The sequence below is a fragment of the Brevundimonas sp. TWP1-3 genome (genome assembly GCF_049896085.1).
Lineage (GTDB): Bacteria > Pseudomonadota > Alphaproteobacteria > Caulobacterales > Caulobacteraceae > Brevundimonas.
This window is the reverse complement of sequence record NZ_JAFCTP010000001.1, coordinates 1,923,430-1,948,136: the sequence shown is the minus strand read 5'-3', so window position 1 is coordinate 1,948,136 and position 24,707 is coordinate 1,923,430. Positions and strand designations below refer to the sequence as shown.

The 24,707-nt window shown below is 67.1% G+C and carries 20 protein-coding genes; 11 read left to right on the top strand and 9 right to left on the bottom strand.

The annotated features are described in order from the left end of the window. Position 1: 1 nt before the first annotated feature. Positions 2-1,522 (bottom strand): carboxylesterase/lipase family protein, encoded by a 1,521-nt coding sequence (locus tag ACP693_RS09715; protein ID WP_426017242.1) that lies wholly within the window; start codon positions 1,520-1,522, stop codon positions 2-4. A gap of 119 nt (positions 1,523-1,641) precedes the next feature. Between ACP693_RS09715 and ACP693_RS09710 the strand changes: the two genes are divergently transcribed. Further along, a complete protein-coding gene (locus ACP693_RS09710; protein ID WP_426017243.1) occupies positions 1,642-3,150 on the top strand; it encodes a sensor histidine kinase in 1,509 nt (502 codons plus the stop codon). After that, entirely contained in the window at positions 3,147-3,524 is a 378-nt protein-coding gene (locus ACP693_RS09705; RefSeq protein ID WP_426017244.1) for a response regulator, read from the top strand. Before ACP693_RS09710 ends, ACP693_RS09705 begins: the two co-directional genes overlap by 4 nt. Positions 3,525-3,527: 3 nt before the next feature. Here ACP693_RS09705 and ACP693_RS09700 read toward each other — a convergent pair whose 3' ends face one another. From ACP693_RS09700 to ACP693_RS09685, 4 genes are read right to left on the bottom strand one after another with little or no spacing between them, the layout of a single operon-like run. After that, positions 3,528-6,986: a class I SAM-dependent DNA methyltransferase gene (locus ACP693_RS09700; RefSeq protein ID WP_426017245.1), complete on the bottom strand. Its 3,459-nt coding sequence runs from the start codon at positions 6,984-6,986 to the stop codon at positions 3,528-3,530. A gap of 37 nt (positions 6,987-7,023) precedes the next feature. Beyond that, the gene (gene hutI, locus ACP693_RS09695; RefSeq protein WP_426017247.1) at positions 7,024-8,235 is read right to left on the bottom strand and encodes an imidazolonepropionase; all 1,212 of its coding nucleotides are present in this window, start codon (positions 8,233-8,235) and stop codon (positions 7,024-7,026) included. Then, a complete protein-coding gene (gene hutC, locus ACP693_RS09690; protein WP_426017249.1) occupies positions 8,232-8,957 on the bottom strand; it encodes a histidine utilization repressor in 726 nt (241 codons plus the stop codon). The genes hutI and hutC overlap by 4 nt, the downstream gene beginning before the upstream one ends. Further along, entirely contained in the window at positions 8,954-10,330 is a 1,377-nt protein-coding gene (locus ACP693_RS09685) for a formimidoylglutamate deiminase (RefSeq protein WP_426017250.1), read from the bottom strand. Before ACP693_RS09685 ends, hutC begins: the two co-directional genes overlap by 4 nt. A gap of 77 nt (positions 10,331-10,407) precedes the next feature. Here ACP693_RS09685 and hutG point away from each other — a divergent pair, with 77 nt between their 5' ends. Genes hutG through hutH form a run of 4 tightly spaced genes read left to right on the top strand, consistent with a single transcriptional unit; the run spans position 10,408 to position 15,336 of the window. Further along, positions 10,408-11,226, top strand: a complete 819-nt coding sequence (gene hutG / locus ACP693_RS09680) for an N-formylglutamate deformylase (protein WP_426017251.1) — start codon at positions 10,408-10,410, stop codon at positions 11,224-11,226. Beyond that, positions 11,223-12,884 carry a urocanate hydratase gene (gene hutU / locus ACP693_RS09675; protein ID WP_426017253.1) on the top strand — a complete coding sequence of 554 codons (1,662 nt, stop codon included), beginning with the start codon at positions 11,223-11,225 and terminating at the stop codon, positions 12,882-12,884. The genes hutG and hutU overlap by 4 nt, the downstream gene beginning before the upstream one ends. Positions 12,885-12,936: 52 nt before the next feature. Then, positions 12,937-13,785, top strand: coding sequence for a bile acid:sodium symporter family protein (locus ACP693_RS09670; RefSeq protein ID WP_425983345.1), 849 nt, complete (start codon positions 12,937-12,939; stop codon positions 13,783-13,785). A 24-nt stretch (positions 13,786-13,809) separates the two neighbouring features. Next, a complete protein-coding gene (gene hutH, locus ACP693_RS09665) occupies positions 13,810-15,336 on the top strand; it encodes a histidine ammonia-lyase (RefSeq protein WP_426017254.1) in 1,527 nt (508 codons plus the stop codon). 4 nt (positions 15,337-15,340) lie between these two features. On the opposite strand, the gene ACP693_RS09660 is transcribed toward hutH, so the two are convergent. The 3 genes from ACP693_RS09660 to ACP693_RS09650 all read right to left on the bottom strand — a co-directional run bounded on the left by ACP693_RS09660 (position 15,341) and on the right by ACP693_RS09650 (position 19,054). Next, positions 15,341-15,922, bottom strand: a complete 582-nt coding sequence (locus ACP693_RS09660; RefSeq protein ID WP_426029314.1) for a manganese efflux pump MntP family protein — start codon at positions 15,920-15,922, stop codon at positions 15,341-15,343. A 206-nt stretch (positions 15,923-16,128) separates the two neighbouring features. Next, positions 16,129-17,160: a type 2 isopentenyl-diphosphate Delta-isomerase gene (gene fni, locus ACP693_RS09655; protein WP_426017258.1), complete on the bottom strand. Its 1,032-nt coding sequence runs from the start codon at positions 17,158-17,160 to the stop codon at positions 16,129-16,131. Positions 17,161-17,164: 4 nt separating this feature from the next. Further along, positions 17,165-19,054, bottom strand: a complete 1,890-nt coding sequence (locus ACP693_RS09650) for a PPC domain-containing protein (protein WP_426017259.1) — start codon at positions 19,052-19,054, stop codon at positions 17,165-17,167. A 92-nt stretch (positions 19,055-19,146) separates the two neighbouring features. Between ACP693_RS09650 and ACP693_RS09645 the strand changes: the two genes are divergently transcribed. The 5 genes from ACP693_RS09645 to ACP693_RS09625 all read left to right on the top strand — a co-directional run bounded on the left by ACP693_RS09645 (position 19,147) and on the right by ACP693_RS09625 (position 23,113). Then, a complete protein-coding gene (locus tag ACP693_RS09645; RefSeq protein WP_426017261.1) occupies positions 19,147-20,070 on the top strand; it encodes a bifunctional methylenetetrahydrofolate dehydrogenase/methenyltetrahydrofolate cyclohydrolase in 924 nt (307 codons plus the stop codon). A gap of 61 nt (positions 20,071-20,131) precedes the next feature. Next, positions 20,132-20,815, top strand: coding sequence for a LemA family protein (locus tag ACP693_RS09640; RefSeq protein WP_426017263.1), 684 nt, complete (start codon positions 20,132-20,134; stop codon positions 20,813-20,815). Then, positions 20,812-21,627, top strand: a complete 816-nt coding sequence (locus tag ACP693_RS09635; protein ID WP_426017265.1) for a TPM domain-containing protein — start codon at positions 20,812-20,814, stop codon at positions 21,625-21,627. Before ACP693_RS09640 ends, ACP693_RS09635 begins: the two co-directional genes overlap by 4 nt. Then, entirely contained in the window at positions 21,627-22,304 is a 678-nt protein-coding gene (locus tag ACP693_RS09630; RefSeq protein ID WP_426017267.1) for a TPM domain-containing protein, read from the top strand. Before ACP693_RS09635 ends, ACP693_RS09630 begins: the two co-directional genes overlap by 1 nt. A gap of 71 nt (positions 22,305-22,375) precedes the next feature. Further along, on the top strand, positions 22,376-23,113 hold the full coding sequence (locus ACP693_RS09625; RefSeq protein WP_426017269.1) for an endonuclease/exonuclease/phosphatase family protein: 738 nt from the start codon (positions 22,376-22,378) through the stop codon (positions 23,111-23,113). On the opposite strand, the gene ACP693_RS09620 is transcribed toward ACP693_RS09625, so the two are convergent. Continuing rightward, positions 23,098-24,585: a phospholipase D-like domain-containing protein gene (locus ACP693_RS09620; RefSeq protein ID WP_426017271.1), complete on the bottom strand. Its 1,488-nt coding sequence runs from the start codon at positions 24,583-24,585 to the stop codon at positions 23,098-23,100. The two genes, ACP693_RS09625 and ACP693_RS09620, sit on opposite strands and share 16 nt — an antisense overlap. Positions 24,586-24,707: the final 122 nt, after the last annotated feature.

Below are 24,707 nucleotides of genomic sequence, written 5' to 3'. Positions count from 1 at the left end.
TTTACGGACGGGGCCGGTCGCGGAACCTTTCCAGCAGGTCCAATCGCGCACTGAACGGAACCGGCGTCACCGTCGGCCCGGCGTTGCCGAAGTTCATCAGCCGGGTATCCCCTGCCCTGGCGCGCGGCCATTCGATCCGACCGACGCCATTGGGATCGCCGGAACGCGCGAAGGCGGTCCAGTAGCCGATCATGGCCTCAGACGCCTGGCGATCCCGATCCTCGACCGGATACGGCAAGGTGTTCAGCGTGCCGAACACATAGGGCCGCTCGATCGCGTGGGTGGCCCCGCCATGAGGCTCGGGGTTCTGCGGCGACGAGATGTCGAACCGGTAGAGCCAGGCTGGATGACCGGCCTTGTTGTGCAGCCGCGCCAGCATCCGCGCCGGCTCCGAGAACACAAGGTCCGTGATGGACAGCGTTTCGAACGCCTCCAGCCCGCCGTAGGCCTGGACCGCGTCGGCCCGCTCAAGCCAGGTCATGTCGTCGTCGATCTGGCCATAGCCGTTGCGGTCCGTCGGCCGCATCCACCAGAACTCGGCGCTGTTCGTGCCGATGATCAGCGGAACCGGCGCCTGCCGCCCCGCCTTGAACGCCGCCTCGACCGTGGACGGCACGATCCGCCCGTCGATCAGGCTCAGGTCGCCATTGGCGAACACCGGCGGCGGCGTCAGAAACATCTCGGCCGGCGCGGCGCGCAGATCGGCGGCGGTCCTCAGACCCGCGCCGAATGACCAGACCTCGCCCCGCTCGCGCGCCGACGGGGCGTCGTGGGGCCCCTTCTTGTCCAGCGGCGTCTGCAACTCGCGCCCCAGGCCCGACTGGACCATGGCCCGGTCGAACAGGCCCCGTGCTGGCGGCGAGATCATCAGCCGTGTCACGATGGCGCCGCCCGCCGACTCGCCGAAGATGGTGACGTTCTCGGGATCGCCGCCGAAGTCCGCGATATTGGCGCGCACCCACCTCAGCGCCGCCGTCACGTCCATCAGGCCATAGTTGCCCGCCGCCTCACCCGCCGGCCGTTCGGCCGCCAGTGCAGGGTGATCGAAGAAGCCCAGCCGCCCCAGCCGATAGTTCAGCGTCACCACGACGATGCCGCGCTTGGCCAGGGTCGTGCCGTCATACAGCGGCGCCGTGCCGGACCCGTTCACCAGACCGCCGCCGTGGATCCACACCATGACGGGCGCCGGCTGACGCGTGCCTACCGGCCGCCAGACGTTCAGGTTCAGGCAGTCCTCGCTCATCGGCAAAGGCCCGACGCCCGGATCGCCACTGGGCGGCGCCTGGATGCACAGGGGTCCATAGGTCGAGGCGTCACGCTGTCCCTCCCAGGTCGGGGCCGGGCCCGGCGGGCGCCAGCGTCGCTCTGCCGTCGGCGGCGCGGCGTAGGGGATATTCTTGAACGCGGCCACGTCGGCATCGGCGCGTCCGATCAGGACGCCTTGCTGAATGCGGACTGTGGGCTGGTCGGCTGCGGGCGCCATCATGAGCGAGAGGGTGGCGAAGACGCCGGCGATTGTCATCCCCGCTGATTAGCAAATCCTGAGATCACGCCAATGACCTTGCGATCACAGTTCACGACATCTCGCGGTAGAACCCATTTTGAGATCATGCGTTATCGCCAAGCTGGACGGGGTAGGCGTTGAACGACACGACACAATCAAGCGACCTGACCGTCGATCTGGGCGCGGCCTTCGAGGCTTCGCCCAACCCGTATCTGTTGCTCACGCCCGACCTGCGGATCGCAGAATTCAATCAGGCCTATGTGGACGTCACGGGCGCCAGGCGCAGCGAGGTGATCGGCCAGCTTCTGTTCGCCGCCTTCGACTCCGGCCCCGGAACCGAGGCGCCGGAAAACGTGCGGCAGGTCCGCGCCTCTCTGGAAAAGGCGCGCGATACCCGACAACGCGATCACCTCGCCGTCGTGCGCTATTCGATGCCAAAGACCTTGCCGGACGGCAGCGAGTCCTTTGTGGAGCGGATCTGGAGCGCCACCCACACGCCGATCCTGAACGACGCAGGCGAGGTGGTGCTGCTGCTCCAGCACACCATGGACGTCACGGACCTGTCCCCGAACATTCAGCCGGACGAGCCGACCACGGCGCTCGACGCCATCGTCGGCGGCTCGGTCCTGCGTCGCGCCCAGTCCGTGCAGGAAGACAATCGGCGGCTGGAAACAGAGCGCAATCGACTGGTCGAAATGTTCATGCAGGCGCCGGGCTTCGTCGCCATCCTATCTGGCCCGGAACACCGGTTCCAGATGCACAACGACGCCTATAGCCAGTTGATCGGCCACCGCGACATCGCCGGCAAGCCTGTGCGTGAGGCTTTGCCGGAACTGGTGGGCCAAGGCTTCTACGAGTTCCTCGACGGCGTCTTCGCGACCGGCGAGCCCTATGAAGGCCGCGAGAGCGTGGCCCAGCTGCAGCGCACGCCCGACGGCCCGCTGGAAGCCGTCTATCTGAACTTCATCTACCAGCCGATCCGCGACGACGCGGGCGCCGTCGTAGGCATCTTCGTCCAGGGTCACGAAATCACCGACAACGTCCTGGCCGCCCAGCGCCAGAAGCTGATGATCGACGAACTGAACCACCGGGTGAAGAACACCCTGGCCACGGTCCAGTCGATCGCTATCCAGACCGCGCGTTCCAACACCGACCCGGCCAGCTTCGCCGAGACCTTCCAGTCGCGGATCATGGCCCTCTCACACACCCACAATCTGCTGACGCAGAGCCATTGGGAAGGCGCCGACCTGCGCGCCATCCTAGAGCACGAGACCGAGGCCTACGGTCACACCCGCATCAGCCTGAACGGGCCGCCCGTGTCTTTGGAGCCCGCCATCGTGCTGTCTCTGGGCATGATCTTCCACGAGCTGGCCACCAACGCAGCCAAATATGGCGCGCTTCACACACCGGAAGGCCGCCTACTGATCGACTGGGCGCTGGCGGATCAACGCGCGCCCAAGCTCAAGCTCAGCTGGCGCGAGATGGGCGGTCCGAAAGTTACGGCCCCGGACAGAAGAGGCTTCGGTAGCCGCTTGATTGAACGAAACATTCGCCATGATCTGGCGGGCGAGATCGATCTGGTCTACGCCCCTGATGGATTGATCGCGGAACTGACGGTTCCGCTCGACAGGACGGCTTCACGATGACCCAACCCCTGAGCGGCCGCCGCGTCCTGGTCGTCGAGGATGAATCCCTCGTCGCCATGCTCCTGGAGACGATCCTGGAAGACATGGAATGCATCCCTATCGGCCCGGCGTCCAACATCGACGACGGCGAGGCCCTGGCCCGCGACACGGCCGACCTCGACGCCGCCTTGCTGGACGTCAACGTGGCCGGCCGTCAGGTCTTCCCGGTCGCCGAGGTTCTGAAGGCGCGCGGCGTGCCCTTCGTCTTTTCGACGGGCTATGGCGAGGGCGGCCTGCCCGAAGAATGGCGCGGCCAACCCACAATCCAGAAACCCTTCACCGAAGCCGCCATCCGCGACGCCTTGATGAAGGCCATGGGCGTCGCCCAGGCCTGAGCCCTAGCTCGGCATCCGCCGCGGTGCGAACCAACCGACATCAGTGCGTTGCACAGAACCCGCGACAGCTAGAACCGCCAGAGTGTGATCGATCATTCGGTGTGCCCGTGGCTTGCTGCCCTCGAATTCGGCGACCAAGGCCGCAGGGGGCATCGGGACACCGGCCTTGCGAAGGATGGAGAGCAGGCTTGAGGCGAGAGCGCCAGGTTCCTCTGGCAGGAACATCTTCTCACGCGACGTCGGCAGGCTGGGTTGAACAGGCTTCATCGCCCCGCCCTGTCTGACCTTTCCGGCCTGGTATGCCGCGCGCAGGAAGCGAATATCGCCCCTCGCCTCCTGTTCGGCACGCGCCTGATTCAGCACGATGAGGCGATCCACGATCTGGCTGTCCGTCAGGTCGTCAGGCCATCCGTAGGCATGGGCGACCAGCCGATCGAGCCGCTGGTGCAGGTGATCCAGAACGCCCACACATCCGGCTTCGTGAGCGACGCGCTCCGCTTCCGTCAGCGGTTCGCCGCCCATTCGCGCCCGGGCATTGTACAATCCGGTCATGGTGAGCGCGGCGTGGCGACCCAGAACGTCGGACCGCAGCCTATCCAGTTCTTCGGCGAGCACGCCGATCTCGGCTGCCAAATCGCCCTTTAGATCGGGGAAAGGAAACGCGTCGAAACAGGCGCCCTTCACATAGACGGCCTCACGTTCGTATTCGCCGATCCGGCCCGCGTTTGCGGCGAACCACGCCCGATGTTGCCGTGAGGACAGCACACCCAGCACGGCGGGATCATCGCTGGCGATCACCACCAGTTTGTTGTCCGGAAGGGTGGCTGCATCCATGAACCGAACCCAGCGATGCTTGGCCGTCTCGACAGTGACGATGTAGCGGTTCAGGCCCTCCAGTGCGGTTCGGAGATCGCGACGCGGCTCACCGAAAATCCACCAGTTGTCGCGATAGGTGGCCCTGTTGTTGCGATCCCGATCCGGCTTCACCGTCTCCAACAGATGCTGGAAGAGCAGCGGATGGCGTCGCCGCGCCTCGCTTTCGTCCCATCCGAAGAAGTCGATGACCTGAACGCCCCGCGGTCGGTCGGCCAGATCTCGACCGTTGCGATAGTCGCGAACCGGGGACGGCGCCTGAGGGTCCGACCCCGACAACAGCGCCTTCGCCCTCGCCCTCGCCGGGGAGACTTGAAATCCTGCCCCCATCAACTGCACGCCGCGATAGGCCAAGCCCGCATTGGCCTTCAACGCCCCGACCCGCGTCAGCCGGCTGTCCAGCAACAGATCGGCGCCGATGTCGCCATGCCTTTCCTCGAACGTCAGCGCCTCCGCATCGCGGGCCTTCAGCCATCGCCCCTGGCCGTCCGGTTCGCCCCGCTCGGCGACGGACATGGCGATGCGCACGTCGGCGCATCCGACGCCCTTGACCCAGGGATGATCCGGGATCGCGAATGCCAGACGGATCGGCGGATCTCTGTCGAGGTGATGCTCAAGCACGCGACGCGAGAAGGTCTGGGTGATCGAGTTGGTCGTGATGAAGCCGAACCGCCGCAGGATCGACCCGGGCTGGGTCAGGATTTCGGCCGCGCGGTCCCACCAGGCCGTGACGAAATCCGCAGACAGGAACCGCCCGCCCCTGATCGTCGCCAAGGCGTCGACATAGCCGTCGCCAAGCTCACGCCTCAGATCCTTGCCGCCGATGAAGGGCGGGTTGCCGACGATGAAATGGACCGGAGGCCAGGGCTTCGGACGCGGATCGACGTAACGGACGGTTTCGCGCTCCCAGTCTCTCTCGAACAGAGGCCGGCCTCTGCAATCACCGTCCGGCGCACGGCTATGAACGGCGCTGTCGCGAACGATCTCGATACGCGCATATTCCAACAGCGCGTCCGATCGCTCGATGGTGCGAAAGTCCTTCAGGATCGGCTCGCTGGGCATGGCGTCGCCGGACACGCGGAAATGCCACTGGAGATGGCCGATCCACATGACCATCTCGGCGATCCAGGCGGCGTTGGCGTTCTTCTCCAGCCCATAGAACTGCTCTGGACTGACCACATGGCCTTCCAGGGCCAGACTGCCCTGATGCTCGCCCATCTCGCCAAGGGTACTGACGACCTCTTCTTCCAACTCCTTCATCATTCGCATGGCGACATAGAGGAAGTTGCCGGTGCCGCAGGCTGGATCCAGCACGCGCACTTTGCACAGCTGTTCGTGGAAGCCACGGATCAGACGACGTGCGTCCAAGGGATCACCGTTCAGATACAGGCCGATAGCCTGAGCTTCGACCGCCTCCCAATCCGAGCGTAACGGCTCCATGATCGTCGGCTCGATCAGGCGCTCCACAAAGGCGCGCGGCGTGTAGTGAGCGCCTAATTCGGCGCGTTCCGCTGGATCAAGCGCCTGCTCCAGCAGGGCGCCGAAGATCGCCGGCTCGACATTGGCCCAATCGCATCGCGCCGCTGCAATCAGCGCCGACAACTCGTCTTCGGTGATCGGGATCGGGTCCACGCGATGGTAGAGGCCGCCGTTGAACCGCCGGATACGCTCCTGCGTCGCCAGGCAGTGGCCACCTTCATCCATAGTCCTGAAGAATATCCGCGCGGCATCGTGAAACCGGTCGGCCTTGGAGCGATAGCTTTCCAGCAGCCCCAGGAATCCCCGGTAGTCGATCAGCCTGACGCTGTCGGCGAACATGGCGAAGATGCACTGCATGACGAACAGCGCCGTCTTTTCGGCCTGAGCCGAAGCGTCCACCCGGTCCAGCCCAACCTGCCGTCGGTTGTTGATCGATCTCACCAGCCAGGCCAGCCGCGACGCGATGGCCGTGGTCACCTCGGCCGCCTTGGCGGCCGGGTCCAGCGACATGGGCTCGGTCCAGACCCGGCGCAGACGGTCCATCACCTCGGGCGAGCGAAGCTGATCCAGGGTGATCCGATAACCTGCACGGTCGGGGAACGGCGCGTAGATCTTGCCCTGACGCGCGAAGTCGGACCAAAGCTCGATCGATCGGCCGACATCCACGATAACCAGAAACGGCGGCCATTCATCCAGCGCCTTTGCATAGTTCTCGGCTTGGCGCTTGGCCGTCCGCATCAGCCGATCCAGCGCGTCCTGCGATGGCGCACGTGATTTGGTTGCGGAGCGCGAAAACAGAGCCAGTTGAACGACCGGATCGAACGGCCCGCCCTCGCGCCTCTTCTGCGACTGCTTCGCCTCCAGCACGAAACAATCACGCTTGGCGCAGTCGATGTAGCCAGACTGGCTGGACCCGTCGTCATGCCGAAACCGAACCGGCCGTTCGAAGCAGTAGTCCAGGTCGCCGGTCCGTTCATCATCCGGCGCCGGCGCTCCGATCAGGCGACACAGTTGGATGATAAAGGTCTGGTAGTGGGCCCGTTCGCTGATCGGAACGCTCGACCAATGGGCGATGAAGGCCTCGACATCGTCTGATTGTTTCCCCTGCATGAAAACAATCTAAGGTTATTATACACCATAACGCAATCTATACGCGCAAACCTCCGCGATAACGCGCCGCGCATAAAGGCTTGCCCAGCCAGTAGCAAAGCTCCCCCGGTCGGGTGACGTCCCATATGGCCAGATCCGCCGCCTTGCCGATCTCCACGGTTCCGATCTCGTCCAGCATCCCCAGCGCCCGCGCCGCCTCACGCGTCGCACCGGCCAAGGCCTCTTCGGGGGTCAGGCGGAACTGGACGCAGGCGAGGTTCAGCGCGGCGGTCATGGAGGCGACGGGCGAGGTGCCGGGGTTGCAGTCTGTGGCGACGGCCATCCGCACGCCGTGGCGACGCAGCAGATCGACGGGCGGCGCCTGGGTCTCGCGCAGCATCAGATAGGCGCCGGGCAGCAGGACGGCGACGACGCCGGCGGCGGCCATGGCGGCGACGCCGTCTTCGGTCGCATGTTCGATGTGGTCGGCGGACAGGGCCTGATAGCGCGCCGCCAAGGCCGCGCCGCCGCCGTTCGACAACTGATCGGCATGCAGCTTGACCGGAAGGCCCAGGGCGCGCGCCTTGTCGAACAGGCGCGACACCTCGTCGGTCGAAAAGGCGATGGGCTCGCAATAGGCGTCGACCGCGTCGACCAGACCTTCGGCATGGGCGGCCGGCAGGATGTCATCGATGGCCAGATCGACATAGGCGGCGCGGTCTTCGCGATATTCCGGCGGCACGGCGTGCAGGCCGAGGTAGCTGGTGCGGACGCGCGCCCCGCCTTCGTGTCCGATCCGGCGGGCGACGCGCAGCATCTTCAGTTCCGTTTCACGATCCAGCCCATAGCCGGACTTGATCTCGACGGTGGTCACGCCGGTGACCTTCAGTCCCGCCAGCCGCGTCATGGCCGAGGCGAACAGATCCTCTTCCGACGCCGCCCGCGTGGCCTTGACCGACGAGACGATGCCGCCGCCGGCGCGCGCGATCTCTTCGTAGGTGGCCCCGCCCAGCCGCTGCTCGAACTCGGCCGAGCGGTTGCCGCCGAACACCAGGTGGGTATGGCAGTCGATCAGGCCCGGCGTGATCCAGCGACCGTCCAGCCGCTCAGTCTCAGTGGCGTCTACGGCGGGCAGATCAGCGCGCGGCCCTACCCAGGCGATGCGCCCATCCACGACGACAACGCCCGCGTCCTGAATGGCGCCACAGGGCACAGGCCCCTCGACCATGGTGGCGACGTGACAGTCGATCAGCAGACGGTCGGCCTTCATCGGCGGGGCTCCTTGGCTAGGACGGGCGAATGGGCTGACGAAAAACGCGCGACCAGATCGTAGCGGTCGCCGGGGAAGGTCTGCCAGACCCGCGTCACCCCCTGGCCGTCCCGCCACGTCCGCCGCTCGACGCACAGGCAGGCGGCGCCGGGCTTGAGTTCGAGCAGGCGCGCGGCGCGGGCGTCGGCCGCGACGGCCGAGATGCGGTTCTCGGCCTCGGTCCAGGGCGCGGAGTCCAGCAGCCAGCTTCCCGGCGGAACCGTCTGAAAATCAACGTCTATAGCTTGCGGCGCTGCGCCCAGGGCGATCAGCCGATGCTCCAGCGCCAGCGGCGCCCCGTCGGCGCTGTGCAGACAGGTCAGGTCCAGCAGACGACCGCCCGACGCCAGTTCGATTTCGTCCGCGCCCTCCGGCTCGCGCTCGATCCGCTCCAGCAGGACATAGCCGTAAACCTGCCCTCGCTCGATCACCTCGGCCCGCAGGTCGGGAATGGCCAGGACGGCGGCATGGGCCTTGGGCTGGGCGACGAAGGTGCCGGCGCGGCGACGGCGCGTCACCAGCCCACGCCCCGCCAGTTCTGAAATCGCCTTGGACACCGTCATGCGCGAACAGCCGTAGCGTTCGGTCAGCTCGTACTCGAACGGAATCCGGTCGCCGGGCGACAGATCGCCGGACAGAATGCGCCCCTCCAGATCGGCGTAGATGCGGCGGTGCAGACTCACCCCAGCACCGTCGCCAGCGCCTGGCGATAGCGCGCCTCGATGGCGTCCCGCGCGATATGGCGGCCATTCTTCACGACCTCGCGCCCCGCGCGCCAGACCGACGAAATCGAGCCCGTCGGTGCGCTGAAGATCCAGCTGTCGAGCAACGCATCGCCCGACCGTCCGGCGAAGGCCAGGCCGCCCGTATCCAGCGAGACGATGTCCGCCGACGCTCCGACGCTCAGATCCGATGCGGCGCCGGTGGCCTGGGCGCCGCCCGCCAACGCGCGCTCGAACAGGGCGCGGCCCGTCGAGCGCTGGGGGTCCGCCATGACTGCACGGCCGCGCAACGCCAGCCGCTGGCTGTATTCCAGCATCCGCAGCTCCTCAGCCACGCCGATCTGGACGTTGGAATCCGTGCCGATGCCGAACCGCCCGCCGGCCCGTGTGAACTCGACCGCCGGAAAGACGCCGTCGCCCAGATTGGCCTCGGTGATCGGGCACAGGCCGACGACGGTGCCGCGCTCGACCACACCGCGCCATTCGGTCTCGGTCACGTGGGTCGAGTGGATCAGGCACCAGCGCGGATCGACCGGCGCATTGGCCAGCAGCCACTCCACCGGCCGCGCCCCCGACCAGGCCAGGCAGTCCGCGACCTCCTTGGTCTGTTCCGCGACATGGATATGGATCGGCCCATCGCCCGCCAGCGCGGGCATGGCCGCCAGTTCGTCCGGGCTGACGGCGCGCAGGCTGTGCGGCGCCACCCCGACCACGGCGTCAGGCAGATCGGCGGTCAGGGTCCGGCATCGCGAGACCAGATCTGCAAACCCGTCCAGATCATTAATGAAGCGTCGCTGTCCTTGCGACGGCGGTTGCCCCCCGAACCCGGCATGAGCATAGAAGACCGGCAGCATCGTCAGGGCGATCCCGGTCCCCTGCGCCGCCACGACGATCCGCGTCGCGATCTCAGCCCGATCAGCATAGGCGGCGCCCGACGGGTCGTTATGCAGATAGTGAAACTCGGCGACGCGGGTGAAACCGCCCTCCAGCATTTCCATGAAGGCCAGGGTGGTGATGGCCTCGATCTCTTCCGGCCCGCCCCGGTCGAGGAAGCGGTACATCAGTTCGCGCCAAGTCCAGAAGTCGTCGTCAGACGGCCCGCGAGCCTCGGTCAGACCGGCCATTGCCCGCTGGAAGGCATGGCTGTGAACGTTTGCGACACCCGGAAGGGCGACGCCGCCGCCTTCGTCCGTCGCATCGCGCTTACTGTCCTTGTCCAAACTGGCGATCCGCCCACCAGCAATGCCGATCCGCACATCTCGCGCCCAGCCGTCCGGCAACAGGGCCGCCTTGAACCAGAGGGTGCGATCCACGGGCTGCGGCTGAAGGGTCACTGGACAGGTCCGTCGTGTTGCGATCAATATGTCTAGACATACCACGACGGATCGATTTGGCGAGGGAGGCTGAACGGATGCAGGACTGGCTGACCGTGCATGAGGGTTCGGCGCCGCTGGTGATCGGCCTGCCGCACACCGGGACGGACATTCCGGCCGCCATCGAGGCGCGGATGAGGTCCGGCTGGCTTGCGCGCAAGGACGCCGACTGGTGGGTGGATCGGCTGTACGACTTCGCCGTCGACATGGGCGCGACCCTGGTCCGCACCGGCGTGTCGCGCAGCGTCATCGACGTGAACCGCGACCCGTCGGGCGTCTCCCTCTATCCCGGCATGACGACGACCGGCCTGTGTCCGACCGAGACCTTCGACGGCGAGCCGCTGTATCGGGCGGGCCAGGAGCCCGATGCGGCCGAGATCGCCGAGCGACGCGTGATCTGGTTCGATCCCTATCATGCCGCCCTGCGAAGCCAGTTGGACCGGCTGCGTATCAACGGCCCTGTCGTTCTCTACGATGCCCACTCGATCCGCTCGGTGGTCCCGCGCCTGTTCGAGGGCGAACTGCCGCAGTTCAACATCGGCGACAACGACGGCGTGACCTGCGCCGGAGCCCTGACCCAAGCCGTGGAAGCTGCCTGCGCCGTCAGTGGCGCCAGCCTGGTCGTCAACGGCCGGTTCAAGGGCGGCTGGACCACGCGCCACTATGGCCGGCCCGAGACCGGCGTCCACGCCATCCAGATGGAGCTGGCGGACCGGGGCTACATCCTCGATCCATCAGGACCCGTGTCGCCGGACAACTGGCCCAGCCCCTACGAACCCGAACGCGCCGAGCCGATGAGGAGGCATCTGCGCCGCGTGCTGACCGCCTGCATCGCCTTCGCCGAGAGCCAGAGATGAACACGCCCAACGCCCGGATCGTCCGCAGCCCGCGCGGGCCGGACAAGACCGCCAAGACCTGGGCGGCCGAAGCCGCCATGCGCATGCTGATGAACAACCTCGACCCAGAGGTGGCCGAGCGGCCCCAGAATCTGGTCGTCTATGGCGGCATCGGCAAGGCGGCGCGCGACTGGGCCGCCTTCGACAGGATCGTCGAGACGCTGAAGACGCTGGAGGCCGACGAGACCCTGCTGGTGCAGTCGGGCAAGCCGGTCGGCGTGTTCCGCACCCACGCCGACGCCCCGCGGGTGCTGATCGCCAACTCCAACCTGGTGCCGAAATGGGCGACCTGGGAGCATTTCAACGCGCTCGATCGCAAGGGCCTGATGATGTACGGCCAGATGACGGCCGGGTCATGGATCTACATCGGCACCCAGGGCATCGTCCAAGGCACCTACGAGACCTTCATGGAGGCCGGTCGCCAGCACTATGCCGGCGACTGGTCTGGCAAGTGGATCCTGACGGCCGGCCTGGGCGGCATGGGCGGCGCCCAGACCCTGGCGGCGACCATGGCCGGCGCCTCCTGCCTTGCCGTCGAATGCCAGCGCAGCCGGATCGAGATGCGGCTGAAGACCCGCTACCTTGATGTCATGGCCGAGACGCTGGACGAGGCGTTGGTTCTGATCGAAGACGCCGGGCGAACGGGAAACCCGATATCTGTCGGCCTGTTGGGCAATGCGGCGGATGTTCTGCCTGAAATGGTCAGACGTGGCGTCCGCCCCGACCTGGTCACGGACCAGACCAGCGCCCACGACCTGATCAACGGCTATCTGCCTTCCGGCTGGACCGTCGCCGAATGGGAAGACAAGCGGGTCAGCGATCCTGACAGCGTCGCCGCCGCCGCGCGCACCTCCATCGTCGAACACGTCAAGGCGATGCTGGCCTTCCAGGCGATGGGTGTGCCGACGACCGACTATGGCAACAACATCCGCCAGGTCGCCTTCGACGCGGGTGTCGCAAACGCCTTCGACTTCCCTGGCTTCGTGCCCGCCTATATCCGCCCGCTGTTTTGCCGCGGGATCGGCCCGTTCCGCTGGGCCGCCTTGACCGGCGACCCGGACGACATCCGAAAGACCGACGCCGCCATGAAACGGCTGTTCCCCGACAACGCCGGCCTGCATCGCTGGCTGGACATGGCCGGCGAGCGGATTGCATTCCAGGGACTTCCAGCCCGCATCTGCTGGATCGGATTGGGTGATCGCCACCGCGCAGGCCTGATGTTCAACGAGATGGTGGCGTCGGGCGAACTGTCGGGGCCCATCGTCATCGGCCGCGACCACCTCGACAGCGGATCAGTCGCCAGCCCAAACCGCGAGACCGAGGCCATGATGGACGGCTCCGACGCCGTCTCCGACTGGCCTCTGCTGAACGCCCTGCTGAACACGGCCTCGGGCGCCAGTTGGGTGTCGCTGCACCACGGCGGAGGGGTCGGCATGGGCTATTCCCAGCATTCAGGCGTCGTCATCGTCGCCGACGGCACGCCGGAGGCCGCCCGTCGGCTGGAGCGGGTGCTATGGAACGACCCCGCCACCGGCGTCATGCGCCACGCAGACGCCGGCTACGACATCGCCAAAGCCGCCGCTCGTGAGCACGAACTGAACCTTCCCAGCCTCGCCTGATCTAACGTTCCAGGCCGGTCGACTGCCGGCCCTCATCTCCTAGGAAAGCCGCATGGAATTCGCCGCCGTCGCCCTGCCTCTGGCCCTGGGGATCATCATGTTCGGCCTCGGGCTGGATCTGACGCCCGCTGACTTCGTGCGCGTGGCCAAACAGCCTAGGGCGGCCGCCGTCGCCCTGGGCTGTCAGTTGCTGGTGCTGCCGGCCATCTGTTTCGCCCTGGTGCTTCTGTTCCGCCTGCCGCCCATCCTGGCGGTCGGAATGCTGCTGCTGGCGGCCTCGCCCGGCGGCACGACCGCCAACCTCTACAGCCACCTGTTCCGGGGCGACGTGGCGCTGAACATCTCGCTGACGGCCATCAATTCGGTGATCGCCGTGGTGACCCTGCCGGTCATCACCAATCTGGCCATCGCCTGGTTCCAGCCGGGCGACCTCAGCGTCGGCCTGCAGTTCAAGAAGACGCTGGAGGTGTTCCTGATCGTCCTCGCTCCGGTCGCGCTGGGCATGACCGTGCGGGCGCTGAAACCGGGCTTCGCCAAGGCCATGGACAAGCCGGTACGGATCGCCTCGGTGGCGATCCTGGTCCTCGTGATCCTGGGATCGGTGGCCAGCAGCTTCGACCTGCTGGCGGCCAACGTCCTGCTGCTCGGCGGGATCGCCATCGTCTTCTGCGTCCTGAGCCTGACGGTCGGCTACGTCGTTCCGCGTCTGCTGAAGATCGAGAAGAGCCAGGCGGTGGCCAGCGCCTTCGAGGTCGGCATCCACAACGCCACCCTCGCCATCGTCATCGCCCAGGGCGTGCTGCAGCAGCCGGAAATGTCGCTGCCGGCGGCGGTCTATGGCGTCTTGATGTTCCCCATCGCGGCGCTGTTCGGCCTGTGGATTTCACGGCGGCCCGGCTGAGCCGCAGCCAGAAAAGAAGCAGACATGACCCTTATCCTCGGCCAATCCCCCCTCACCCTCGCCCAGTTGCGCGCCGTCCTCGACGGCCCTGTCATGGTCGAACTGGCGCCGACCGCCTGGACCGACGTGGACCGGGGCGCGGCCGTGATCGCCGACATCGTGGCCCAGGGCCGCACCGTCTATGGCGTCAACACGGGATTCGGCCTCTTGGCCAACACCTCCATCGCGCCTCAGGATCTGGAGACGCTTCAGCGCAACCTGGTGCTCAGCCATGCCTGCGGCGTCGGCCCGTTGCTGCCCGACGCGGTGACCCGCCTGTTGATGGTGCTGAAGATCGCCAGCCTGTCGCGCGGCGCATCGGGCATCCGGCGCGAGACGCTTGAGGCCCTGATCTCGCTGGTAAACGCCGACATCCTGCCCTGCATTCCGTCGAAGGGATCGGTCGGCGCCTCGGGCGACCTAGCCCCGCTGGCCCATATGTCCTGCGTCCTGATCGGCGTGGGCGAAGCGCGGCTGAACGGCGAGACGCTGGAGGCCGAAGCGGCCCTGGCCAAGATCGGCCTGATGCCCCTGACGCTCGGCCCCAAGGAGGGCCTGGCCCTGCTGAACGGGACCCAATGCTCGACCGCGCTGGCCTTGGCGGGTCTGTTCGCGGCCGAGGCGGTCTTCGCCGCCGGCATCGCGGCCGGGGCCTTGTCGGTCGATGCGCTGAAGGGCTCCGACGCCCCTTTCGACGCCCGCATCCATGCCCGGCGTGGTCAGCCGGGCCAGATCGCCGTCGCCGCCCGCCTGCGTGAACTGATGACCGGCTCGGCTATCCGCGACAGTCACCGCGACGACTGCACCAAGGTGCAGGATCCCTATTCCCTGCGGTGCCAGCCCCAGGTCATGGGCGCGATCCTGGATGTCCTGAACACCGCCGCCGCCACGTTGGAGCGCGAGGCCAATGCCGTGACCGATAATCCGCTGGTCTTCATCGAGGACGGCGACGTCATCTCGGGCGGCAACTTCCATGCTGAACCCGTTGCTTTTGCAGCCGATCAGATCGCCATGGCCCTGTGCGAGATCGGCAATATCTCCGAACGCCGCACTTCGATCCTGGTCGATCCGAAGATGAGCGAACTGCCGGCCTTCCTGGTCAAGGAAAGCGGTCTGAACTCCGGCTTCATGATCGCCCAGGTGACGGCCGCCGCCCTGATCGCCGAGAACCGCATGGTCGCCCATCCTTGCAGCGTGGACACGGTGCCCACCAGCGCCAATCAGGAAGACCATGTTTCCATGGCCACCCACGGCGCGCGCCGCCTGCTGGACATGGCCGAGAACGCGGCGACGGTCGTCGGCATCGAACTTCTGGCGGCGGCGCAGGGCCTGGAATTCCATCGCCCGCTGACCAGCTCCCCCGCCCTGGAACAGGTCTTCGCCATCGTGCGAGAGGCCGCCGCCCCCTATACCAGCGACCACTATTTCGCGCCCGACATCGCCCGTGCGACGGACGGCGTGCGCGCCGGTCGCTATCGGGCCTTCGCCGCAGACCTCCTGCCCTCGGCCTGACGGGTCAGCCGCCCAGAATACCCAGGTGTTCCAGCAGGATCGCCGTGCCCAGGCCGATCAGGGCCACGCCGCCGACGATCTCGGCGGACTTGCCGAACCGGGTCCCCACGGCCTTGCCGATCAGCATGCCGATGGTCGTCAGGACGAAGGTGGTGAAGCCGATCGAGGCGGCGATCACCCAGATGTTCACGCCGATGAAGGCCAGACCCACGCCCACGGCCGCCGCGTCGATACTGGTGCCGATGGCGGTGGCGATCAGGGCCCAGGGGCCGGACAGGCGCGGCGCGGCGTCGTCTTGCGCATCGCGCGGCTTGGCGCCTTCCCAGATCATCTTGCCGCCGACGATCAGCAGAAGCGTGAAGGCGATCCAGTGGTCGATCTGTGCGACGAAACCCGCTGCGACCAAGCCCAGCCCCCAACCGATCAGGGGCGTGATCGCCTCGATGACCCCGAACACCAGCCCCGCCTTGATCGCGTCCTTCACGGTTGGACGATGCGTGGCCCCACGTCCCACGGCGGCCGCGAATGCGTCCGTGGACATGCTGAGGGACAGGATGGCGATTGTTCCTGGGGTCAAGGACTGCACTCGACCGGACGCAAGACAGCGGTTCCACTCCGGCCGGTGCGGCGGTGGAACGCGCTGGTCTCGCTAGGCGGTGATGGTCCGCTGATCGCGCCACGCGCCGAAACGCGAGTGTGTTGACACGATCCCGACGTCTCGACGCCGGAAGCTACTCCCCAACAGGAGGCGGTGCTCTACACGCGACGCCGAAGGATTGGCAACCTTGCAGATCAGTCGAAGGGGTGCAGCGGCGCCCGTCTCAAGGCCGCTAGGTTGGCGGAGTTGGTGCAGAAACAGACGGTTCGCAGTTGTCGAATGACCAGCTGAAAATGATCCACGACGGCCTCGGTCGAGATCGTCGCGGCCGCCAGAACGCCCGCCGCCTGCCCCGCCACATCCGCGCCGAGCCGAATCGCCTTGGCGACATCCAGGCCGTTTCGCACGCCGCCCGATCCAATGATGACGGTGTCCGGGCAGGCGCGCCTGACGTCCACCAGCGCGTGGGCCGTCGGCGTGCCCCAGTCGGAGAAGACGGCGGCATGGGCCTTGTCCGCCGGATCGACGGCGCGCTCGCCCTCGACCAGACCCCAGTTGGAACCGCCGGCCCCGGCGACGTCCACGGCGGCCACGCCCATGTCCACCAGTCGCCGCGCCGTGTGGCCCGACAGGCCGGCCCCTGTCTCCTTGACGACGACCGGAACCTCCAGCTTGCGGACCAAGGCTTCCAGCGCCGCACCGACGCCCCACCAGTCGCGGTCGCCCTCGGGCTGACAGGCTTCCTGCAACGGGTTCAGGTGAACGACCAGGGCGTCGGCGTCGATCATCTCGACCGCCCGCCGGGCCTCGTCCAGCCCGAAGCCGCGCGTCAACTGGGCGGCGCCGATGTTGGACAGGATGAAGGTGTCCGGCGCCCGACGACGCAGCGTCCGGTCCAGACCGCCCGCCGCCCCGCCCTCGACCGCCGCGCGCTGCGAGCCGACGGCCAGGGCGATGCCCAGATGCTGGGCCGCCTCGGCCAGGCGCGCATTTATCGCCTCGGCGCGCGTCGGTCCGCCGGTCATGGCGCTGATCAGCAACGGCGCCTTCAGCCGTCTGCCTAGGAAGTCGGCGCCGAGGTCGATCTTGTCGTGGTCCAGATCCGGCAGCGCCTCATGGACGAAATGCACCCGGTCGAAACCCGCGTCGCGCGCGTGTCGGCCGCGCCCGGCCAGCACCACGTCCAGGTGCTGATCCTTGCGATTTGGCGGGGTGGCGTCGGTCATCGCCTTATTTCGGCGTCACGACGATGGGCGCCTCATCGTGGGCGACGGCCGACGCCCCGGCCGGCTGACGCTCCACCGTCAGGGCATAGGCGCCTGTCTGGTTGGGGCCATAGGCGCGAGCGCGCACCAGATACCAGCCGTCGTCCGGCGCGGTCCAATCCAGCTTGGCGTGGGCGTCAGACAGGCCGTCGTCGTCGGTGGCCAGGCTGGAGAAGTCGCCGTCGTCATCGACTTGACCCAGGTCGATGAAGGAATCGAAGGCGTTCGAGACCATGGTGATCCGCAGTTTCTCGTCCTTTTTGGCCTGGAACCGATAGGCGTCGAAATAGGCGCCTTCGTCGCTGAGCGCCGCGCTGTTGGACAGGGTTCCACGAACCGTCCCGCCGACCAGCAGGCTGCCCGGCTTGGGTTCAGGCCCGCGATCCAGCAGTTCGAGCGCGTAAAGCCCCTTGCCTTCCGAATCCAGAGGCGAAGCCCGCACCACATAGTCGCCGGCCGACGGCAGGGTGAAGTTCAGGCGCGAATCCGTGCCTTCCGCCAGGCCGTCATCATCGCTGGCCAAGGCTTCGAACGTATCGCCGACCTCGCCGATTTCCAGATAGGCGTCGAAGTCGCCCGAGCGCAGGATCGCCTGGACGCGCTGTCCCTCCGTCCCGGTGAAGACATAGGCGTCATAGCGTTTGCCGTCGTCCCCCTGAGGGTCCTCGTCCGTGATCTCGCCTTCGACCTTCTGCCCGAGGGTCGCCGGGGTCGGTGGAGGCGGCGGCGCGGTTTCGGTCAGCGTCAGCGTATAGTCGCCCTCCGCCTCGTCGCTGAATCCCCGCGCCTCAATGACGTAGTCGCCATCGGCGTCCAGAGTGCGGACGATACGGGCATCCGTTCCCGATCCGGCGCCGTCGTCGTCCTCGACCAACACGGTATCGTCCGACGCGCGCCGCAGGGTCAGATAGGCGTCGAAGTCGCTGGACTTCATCTCGATGGCCACGCGCTGGCCGTTCGTGCCGGTAAAGCGATAGATCTCGGCGCGCTGGCCGCCGTCGTTGACGGCGCTGTCTGACCCCAACTCGCCCTTGATCTCGTCGCCGACGGCGATCGGCTTGGACGGCGCGGCGGGCGGCGCCTCGGCCAGGCCCAACTCATAGCGGCCAAGGCCGTCTTCCAGCGACGTGGCCCGGATCAAATATTCGCCCGCCGTCGGGGCCGTGAAGGTCAGGCGCGCGTTCAGCCCGCCGCCGGGCGCGTCGTCGTTGGAGCCGATCTCCACGAAGTCGGGACCGTTCATCCGCCCGACCCGCACCAGGGGATCGAAGGCCTCGGAATCCAGCGTCACCACGAACCGGTCGCCGGCGTTGGCGCGGAAGGCGTAGGCGTCGTAGCGGCCGCCGTCCTCCTGCTCGGGATCGCGCCCGGTCAGTTCCCCGCCTTGGGTCGCGCCGACACGGATGCCGCCCGGTCGAGGCGCGCGCGGCGCGGCCGGGCGTTCCTGCAGGGACAGGCGATAGTCGCCGCCGTCCAGCCCGCTCAACGTCCTGGCCCGCAAGACATAGGCGCCCGCTCGCTCTGGCGTGAAACGCAGACGCGCGTTCGTGCCGTCCTCCAGACCGTCGTCGTCGATCGCCAGCGGCTCGCCCTCGGCGCCGTCCGCATAGACAGCCAGATAGGCGTCGAAGGCGTCGGACCTCAGAATGGCTTCCAGTCGCTGGCCAGCCCGCGCGTCGAACCGATAGTCGTCATAACGATATTCGTCGTCCGTCGCCTTGCCGTCTGCGTCCGTCAGGGCGCCGTTCACCGTCGCGCCGATCCGCAGGGGCTGGGCGTCCTGGGCCAAAGCCGGCGCGGCGGCCCAGAGAAGGGCGACGGTGCTGACTGCGGCGACAAGAGACGGACGATTCATGAATTCCTCCAGCATTGGACGCGGATCATAGACGCCGAACCGTGACGGCTGTAAATCGCCGCCATCCTCATTTCGCGCCAGACGGAGCTGCCATGTCGGCCCAATCCACGCCTGCGACCCTGATCGACGGCAAGGCCTTCTCGGTCGCCCTGGTGGAGCGCGTCGGCGCGGCCGTCGCCCGGCTGGAGAGCGCACATGGCGTCAAACCCGGCTTGGCCGTCGTCATCGTCGGCGAGGATCCCGCCAGCCAGATCTATGTGCGCAACAAGGGCGAAACGACCCTGCGCGCCGGCATGCGCTCCGACACCCACCGCCTGGCCGACATCACCAGCCAGGACGAACTGCTGGCCCTGATCGCCCAGTTGAATGCGGATACGGGCATCCACGGCATCCTGGTTCAACTGCCCCTGCCCGCTCACATCGACGCCTCGGTGGTGCTGGACGCCATTTCGCCGGACAAGGATGTGGACGGCTTCCACGTCGTCAACGCGGGTCGTTTGGCCGTCGGCCTACCGGGCCTCGTGCCCTGCACCCCTTTGGGCTGTCTGATGCTGCTGAAGGATCAGCTGGGCGACCTGTCGGGTCTGAACGCCGTCATCGTGGGCCGCTCCAATATCGTCGGCAAGCCTATGGCCCAGCTTCTGCTTGGCGAAAGCTGCACCGTGACCGTCGCCCATTCCCGCACGCGCGACCTGCCCGATGTATGCCGTCGCGCCGACATCCTGGTCGCCGCCGTCGGTCGGCCCGAGATGATCAAGGGCGACTGGATCAAGCCGGGCGCGACCGTCATCGACGTGGGCATCAACCGCGTCCCCTCGGCCGATCCGGTCAAGGCCGCCGAGGGCAAGACCCGCGTGGTCGGCGACGTGGCCTTCAAGGAGGCGGTCGAGGTCGCAGGTCGCATCACCCCGGTGCCGGGCGGCGTCGGCCCCATGACCATCGCCTGCCTGCTGGCCAACACCTATTCGGCGGCCTGCCGCATCAACAATATCCAACCGGAGCCATTGGACGCTTGATGCATTCATGCGGCGGGTCAATATTCGACCCGACGGCGATCTGCGCCGACAGGGAGATGTCATGGTTCGCCTCAACGCTCGCGCCCTTGCTCTGACGGCCGCACTCCTCATCACCCCGGCTGCGGCCGGCTGTGGCTACAACACCATTCCAACCAAGCAGGAGCGCGCCGAGGCGGCCTGGGCGGACGTGCAGAGCCAGTATCAGCGCCGCGCCGACCTCGTTCCCAATCTGGTCGCCACCGTCCAGGGCGCCGCGATCCAGGAACGCACCACCCTGACGGACGTGATCAACGCCCGCGCCCGCGCCACCTCGGTCAACGTCTCGGCCGACGACCTGGATAACCCCCAGGCCTTCCAGCAGTATCAGGAGGCCCAGGGCCAACTGTCCGGCGCCCTGTCGCGCCTGCTGGTCACGGTCGAGGCCTATCCCCAGCTTCAGGCCAACCAGAACTTCCTGACCCTGCAGTCGCAGTTGGAAGGCACCGAGAACCGCATCGCCATCTCGCGCCGCGACTACAATGAGGCTGTTCGCGACTACAACACCACGCTGCGCACCTTCCCGCAGGTGATCTGGGCCAAGACCCTGCATGGCGGCTCGCAGCCGATGCAGTTGTTCACCGCCACGGCCGCGGCCCAATCGGCGCCCCAGGTCAACTTCAACCTGAACGCACCGCCCGCCAACGCCTCGGCGCCCGGCGGCGGCGCGCCGACCGTGGCGCCGGGCGCGACCCCGCCCGCCCAGTGACAGGTCTTCAGGCGGCGGTGCGGCGTCCGACGGGCCTCGCCGCCCTTCTTCTGTGTCTGGCCGTCGCCCTGCTGTTTGCCTTTCCGGCGGCGGCCCAAACCAAGATCGACTTTCCGTCCCTGACCGGGCGCGTGGTGGATCAGGCCAATCTGCTCGATCCCGCGACCGAACAGGCCCTGACGGAAAAGCTGGCGGCGCTGGAGGCCGGCAGCACCGACCAGCTTGTCGTCGTGACCGTGAACAGTCTTCAGGATCAGGAGATCGAGGACTACGGCTATCAGCTGGGTCGCGCCTGGGGCATCGGCCAGAAGGAAAACGACAACGGCGCCCTGCTGATCGTCGCCCCCAACGAACGCAAGGTCCGCGTCGAGGTCGGCTATGGGCTTGAGCCGATCCTGACCGACGCCTTCTCGTCTCAGGTCATACGCGACGACATCCTTCCGTCGTTCCGCGACGGCGATTATCAGGCAGGCGTGGTCAAGGGCGTGGACGCCCTAATCGCCCAGCTGTCGCTCGACCCCGCCGAGGCGCAGGCGCGCGCCCAGGCGGCTGCGGCGCAGCAGACCGACACCAAGGCCGAATCCATCATCCCGGTCGTCATCATCGCGGCCATCTTCCTGTTCATGTTCCTGATCGCCATGCGGTCCGGGCGCGGACGGCGCAGCAACGTCGGATCCGTGCTGCTGTGGGCTGCGTCCGAAGCGCTGAGAAGCTCGGGACGCGGCGGCGGTGGAGGCTTTGGCGGCGGTGGCGGTGGGTTCGGCGGAGGCGGCGGCAGCTTCGGCGGCGGCGGCGCCTCGGGGGGATGGTGATGCAGATCACGGACAATGACCGCAGCCGGATCGCCGAGGCCATCTCGGCGGCCGAGCGACAGACGTCGGGCGAAATCTACTGCGTGATCTCGCGACGGGTTTCCACCTACCTGGACGTCAGCCTGGCCTGGGCGGCAGGCGCCGCCCTTCTGGCGCCCATCGTCTTCATTCCCTTCTTGCTGAATTTCCGCTGGCCCGGCGATGGCTGGGAAGCCGCGCATGATGCCGCCCAAGCCGCCACCACGGGTCAGGCCCTGGCCCTCTACGCCTTGTCTCAAGCCGTGGTCTTCGTCGGCGTCTTCCTGCTGACGCGCATTCCCGCCGTTCGCAGGCTGGTCACGCCTGCCGGTGTCCGGCGTGGTCGCGTCAGAGAAGCCGCCTTGCAGCAGTTCCTGGCCCAGGGCGTCCATGTCACCACCGAACGCACCGGCGTCCTGCTGTTCGCCGCGCTGGACGAACATCAGGTCGAGCTGATCGCCGACGAAGGCATCTACACCAAGGTGGACGAGGACGCCTGGGCCCAGGCGGTCGCCGTCCTGACCCGCGAACTGCGCGCTGATCGTCCGGTCGAGGGTTTTGCATCGGCTGTCGATCTGTGCGGACAGGTGCTGGCCCGACACTTCCCGCCGCGCCGCGACAACCCCAACGAACTGCCCGATCACCTGATCCTGCTCTGATCGTCGTATCGGGGTCGCATTCGCGCGCCAGAAGGCCTAGCCCACGGTCAACGTCCACACAGCTGCACGCCATGCCTCGCCTTCTCACCTACAATGTCCATCGCTGCGTCGGCACGGATCGCCGGCTGGATGTCGGCCGGATCGTCGCCGTGATCGGCGAATACGAGCCAGACATCGTCTGTCTTCAGGAACTGGACGTCGGCCGCGTTCGCACCGGCAGCGTGGACCAGGCGCAGGCGATCGCTACGGGTTTGGCCATGACCTCACGCTTTCACCCGGCGATGCGGGTCGAGACCGAACAATATGGCGACGCCATCCTGACCCCCCATCCAGAACGCCTGATCCGGGCCGGCGCCCTGCCCACCGTATCCGGCATTCCGGGCCTTGAGCCGCGCGGCGCCATCTGGTCCGAGATCGAGATCGACAGGGCCGCCATCAATGTCCTGAACACCCATCTGGGCCTGGTCCCCCGCGAACAGCGGCTTCAGGCGGCGGCGCTGGCCGGGTCCGGCTGGGTGGGCGCCTGCACAGGACCGACCTTACTGGCGGGCGACTTCAACGCCACCTCTATCACCCGCCCCTATCAGACCCTGTGCCGCAGCCTTCAGGACTGTCAGCGTCAGCTTGGCCTGAAGCCCAGCGTCAAGACCTTCCCCTCGGCCTTCCCCGCCATCCGCATCGACCACTGTTTCGTCAGTCCGGAAATCCGCATCCGCGCGGTGCGCTCGGCCTTTTCGCCCCTGGCGCGCGTGGCCTCGGACCATCTGCCGCTGATCATCGATTTCGATGTAGTTCAGCCTGGCGCGTGACCGCCCTCGGACGCCGGTCGGGTCCGTTGGGACCGTTTCAGCCGCTTCCAAGGCCGCCAGGCGTCGGTCGAGGAGGTCGGGTCGCCTAACTGCCATTCCGCGAACATCCGCTGGATGCGCGTCGGCGGATCGGATCCCAGCGGCTTCAGCCGATCCGTCTCGAAGCTGCAAATCGCCGCCCCGACCGAGCCGAATACGCCCTCGACCGCCGCATAGTCCTTGGTCGCCACACCCAGCCAGTGGGCGATGGTGCGGTGACGATAGGCGGTGATCACGGCTCGCCCGGCGTCATCCGTCGGCTCGGCGGCGATGTCGCACTCCGTGTCCAACCCCATCGAGCGGTTGTTCAGGTTCGTGGATCCGATTCTCAGCAGCCGGTCGTCGATGATCGTCACCTTGGCGTGGACGATGATCCGGTCGCCATGCTCGGTCAGCGGGGCGAAGGCGAAGAAGCGGTTGTAGGTGTCGGCCTGCTCCAGCCGATGCAGCACCTCGGCCCGGGCCGTGTCCATGGTCAGACTGTCGAACCAGCTGGGGCTTTTCGCTGTCGAGATGACGATCACCTGCGGCCCGTCCACCTCGGCCAGCCGTTCGGCCAGGGCCGCGGCGATGACCGGCGAGGTGAAATACTGGTTCTCGAAATAGATCAGCCGCTTGGCGCGGCGAATGGAGTCCAGATGCAGCGCCTCGCTTTCGCGCACCTCGTGACGACCTGACCATTTGGGCTCGGTGCGGGCGATGCCGACCGGCACGTCGGTCATCCGCACCGGCACGCCGTCCGGCCAGGGATCGCTTTCGACCTCGTCCGGGGTGGTGCGTTCCCAGGTCGCCTTGAACCAGCGTTCGCGCGCCAGATCGCCCAGCGCGCGCGCCGCCGGCCCGTCCATCACGGCCATGACCTCATGCCGGGCCTTGCAGATCAGGCCGCTGGGCAGGGCGCGGCGCGGATCGCCGTCCAGATGCTCGTCGGAATCCCAGCGGTCGGTTGATATGTCCCCGCCCCCGCAGAAGGCCACCTTGTCGTCGATCACCACCACCTTCTGGTGATGGCAGGCGCCGATCGGCCCCGGCGAATCCAGCCGAAACTCCACCATCCGCTTGCGGAACCAGCGCTGCGCCCGGTGCGGATAAAAGCCCTGCGACGCCGCGATCAGCAGCGGCGACTTCCAGATCAGCAGTCGCACGTCCAGATCCGGCTTCTTCTTCACCATGATGCGCAACTGGCGACCGATCTCGGCTGACTTGTCGCCGGGCCGCGTCTCTGGGTCCAGGTGCGTGCGAGGATCGAACTGCCAGCCCAGCAGGACGATGGACCTCTCGGCCTTGTGCAACGCCGACGACAGGGCGTCGAAATAGGCCTCGTTCTCCATCAGGACCGAAAAGCGATGCGCGACCGCAGAGGTCCACAGGCCCGGACCGGGCTCCAGAAGACTGCCTTCGTAACTGTCGCCGCCTTGCGTCATGCGACCCATCTGCCTGATTCGCGTGACACGGTGTCGGAGCGTCTGCATCCTCCGTTTCACGCACGCCTCGTCGGGTCAATCTTTCAGGGCGGGATTGTGACGTTCACCCATTTGGCGCATAAGGAGCGTAG

Excerpts from the sequence above, each read along its gene's own strand:
- ACP693_RS09630 (WP_426017267.1), top strand. The coding sequence starts at position 21,627 with ATGCAGATCACGGACAATGACCGCAGCCGGATCGCCGAGGCCATCTCG.
- ACP693_RS09645 (WP_426017261.1), top strand. The coding sequence starts at position 19,147 with ATGTCGGCCCAATCCACGCCTGCGACCCTGATCGACGGCAAGGCCTTC.
- fni (WP_426017258.1), bottom strand. The coding sequence starts at position 17,160 with ATGACCGACGCCACCCCGCCAAATCGCAAGGATCAGCACCTGGACGTG.
- hutU (WP_426017253.1), top strand. The coding sequence starts at position 11,223 with ATGAACACGCCCAACGCCCGGATCGTCCGCAGCCCGCGCGGGCCGGAC.
- ACP693_RS09715 (WP_426017242.1), bottom strand. The coding sequence starts at position 1,522 with ATGACAATCGCCGGCGTCTTCGCCACCCTCTCGCTCATGATGGCGCCC.
- hutI (WP_426017247.1), bottom strand. The coding sequence starts at position 8,235 with ATGAAGGCCGACCGTCTGCTGATCGACTGTCACGTCGCCACCATGGTC.
- ACP693_RS09670 (WP_425983345.1), top strand. The coding sequence starts at position 12,937 with ATGGAATTCGCCGCCGTCGCCCTGCCTCTGGCCCTGGGGATCATCATG.
- hutH (WP_426017254.1), top strand. The coding sequence starts at position 13,810 with ATGACCCTTATCCTCGGCCAATCCCCCCTCACCCTCGCCCAGTTGCGC.
- ACP693_RS09705 (WP_426017244.1), top strand. The coding sequence starts at position 3,147 with ATGACCCAACCCCTGAGCGGCCGCCGCGTCCTGGTCGTCGAGGATGAA.
- ACP693_RS09620 (WP_426017271.1), bottom strand. The coding sequence starts at position 24,585 with ATGGGTCGCATGACGCAAGGCGGCGACAGTTACGAAGGCAGTCTTCTG.
- ACP693_RS09650 (WP_426017259.1), bottom strand. The coding sequence starts at position 19,054 with ATGAATCGTCCGTCTCTTGTCGCCGCAGTCAGCACCGTCGCCCTTCTC.
- hutG (WP_426017251.1), top strand. The coding sequence starts at position 10,408 with ATGCAGGACTGGCTGACCGTGCATGAGGGTTCGGCGCCGCTGGTGATC.
- ACP693_RS09700 (WP_426017245.1), bottom strand. The coding sequence starts at position 6,986 with ATGCAGGGGAAACAATCAGACGATGTCGAGGCCTTCATCGCCCATTGG.
- ACP693_RS09640 (WP_426017263.1), top strand. The coding sequence starts at position 20,132 with ATGGTTCGCCTCAACGCTCGCGCCCTTGCTCTGACGGCCGCACTCCTC.
- ACP693_RS09625 (WP_426017269.1), top strand. The coding sequence starts at position 22,376 with ATGCCTCGCCTTCTCACCTACAATGTCCATCGCTGCGTCGGCACGGAT.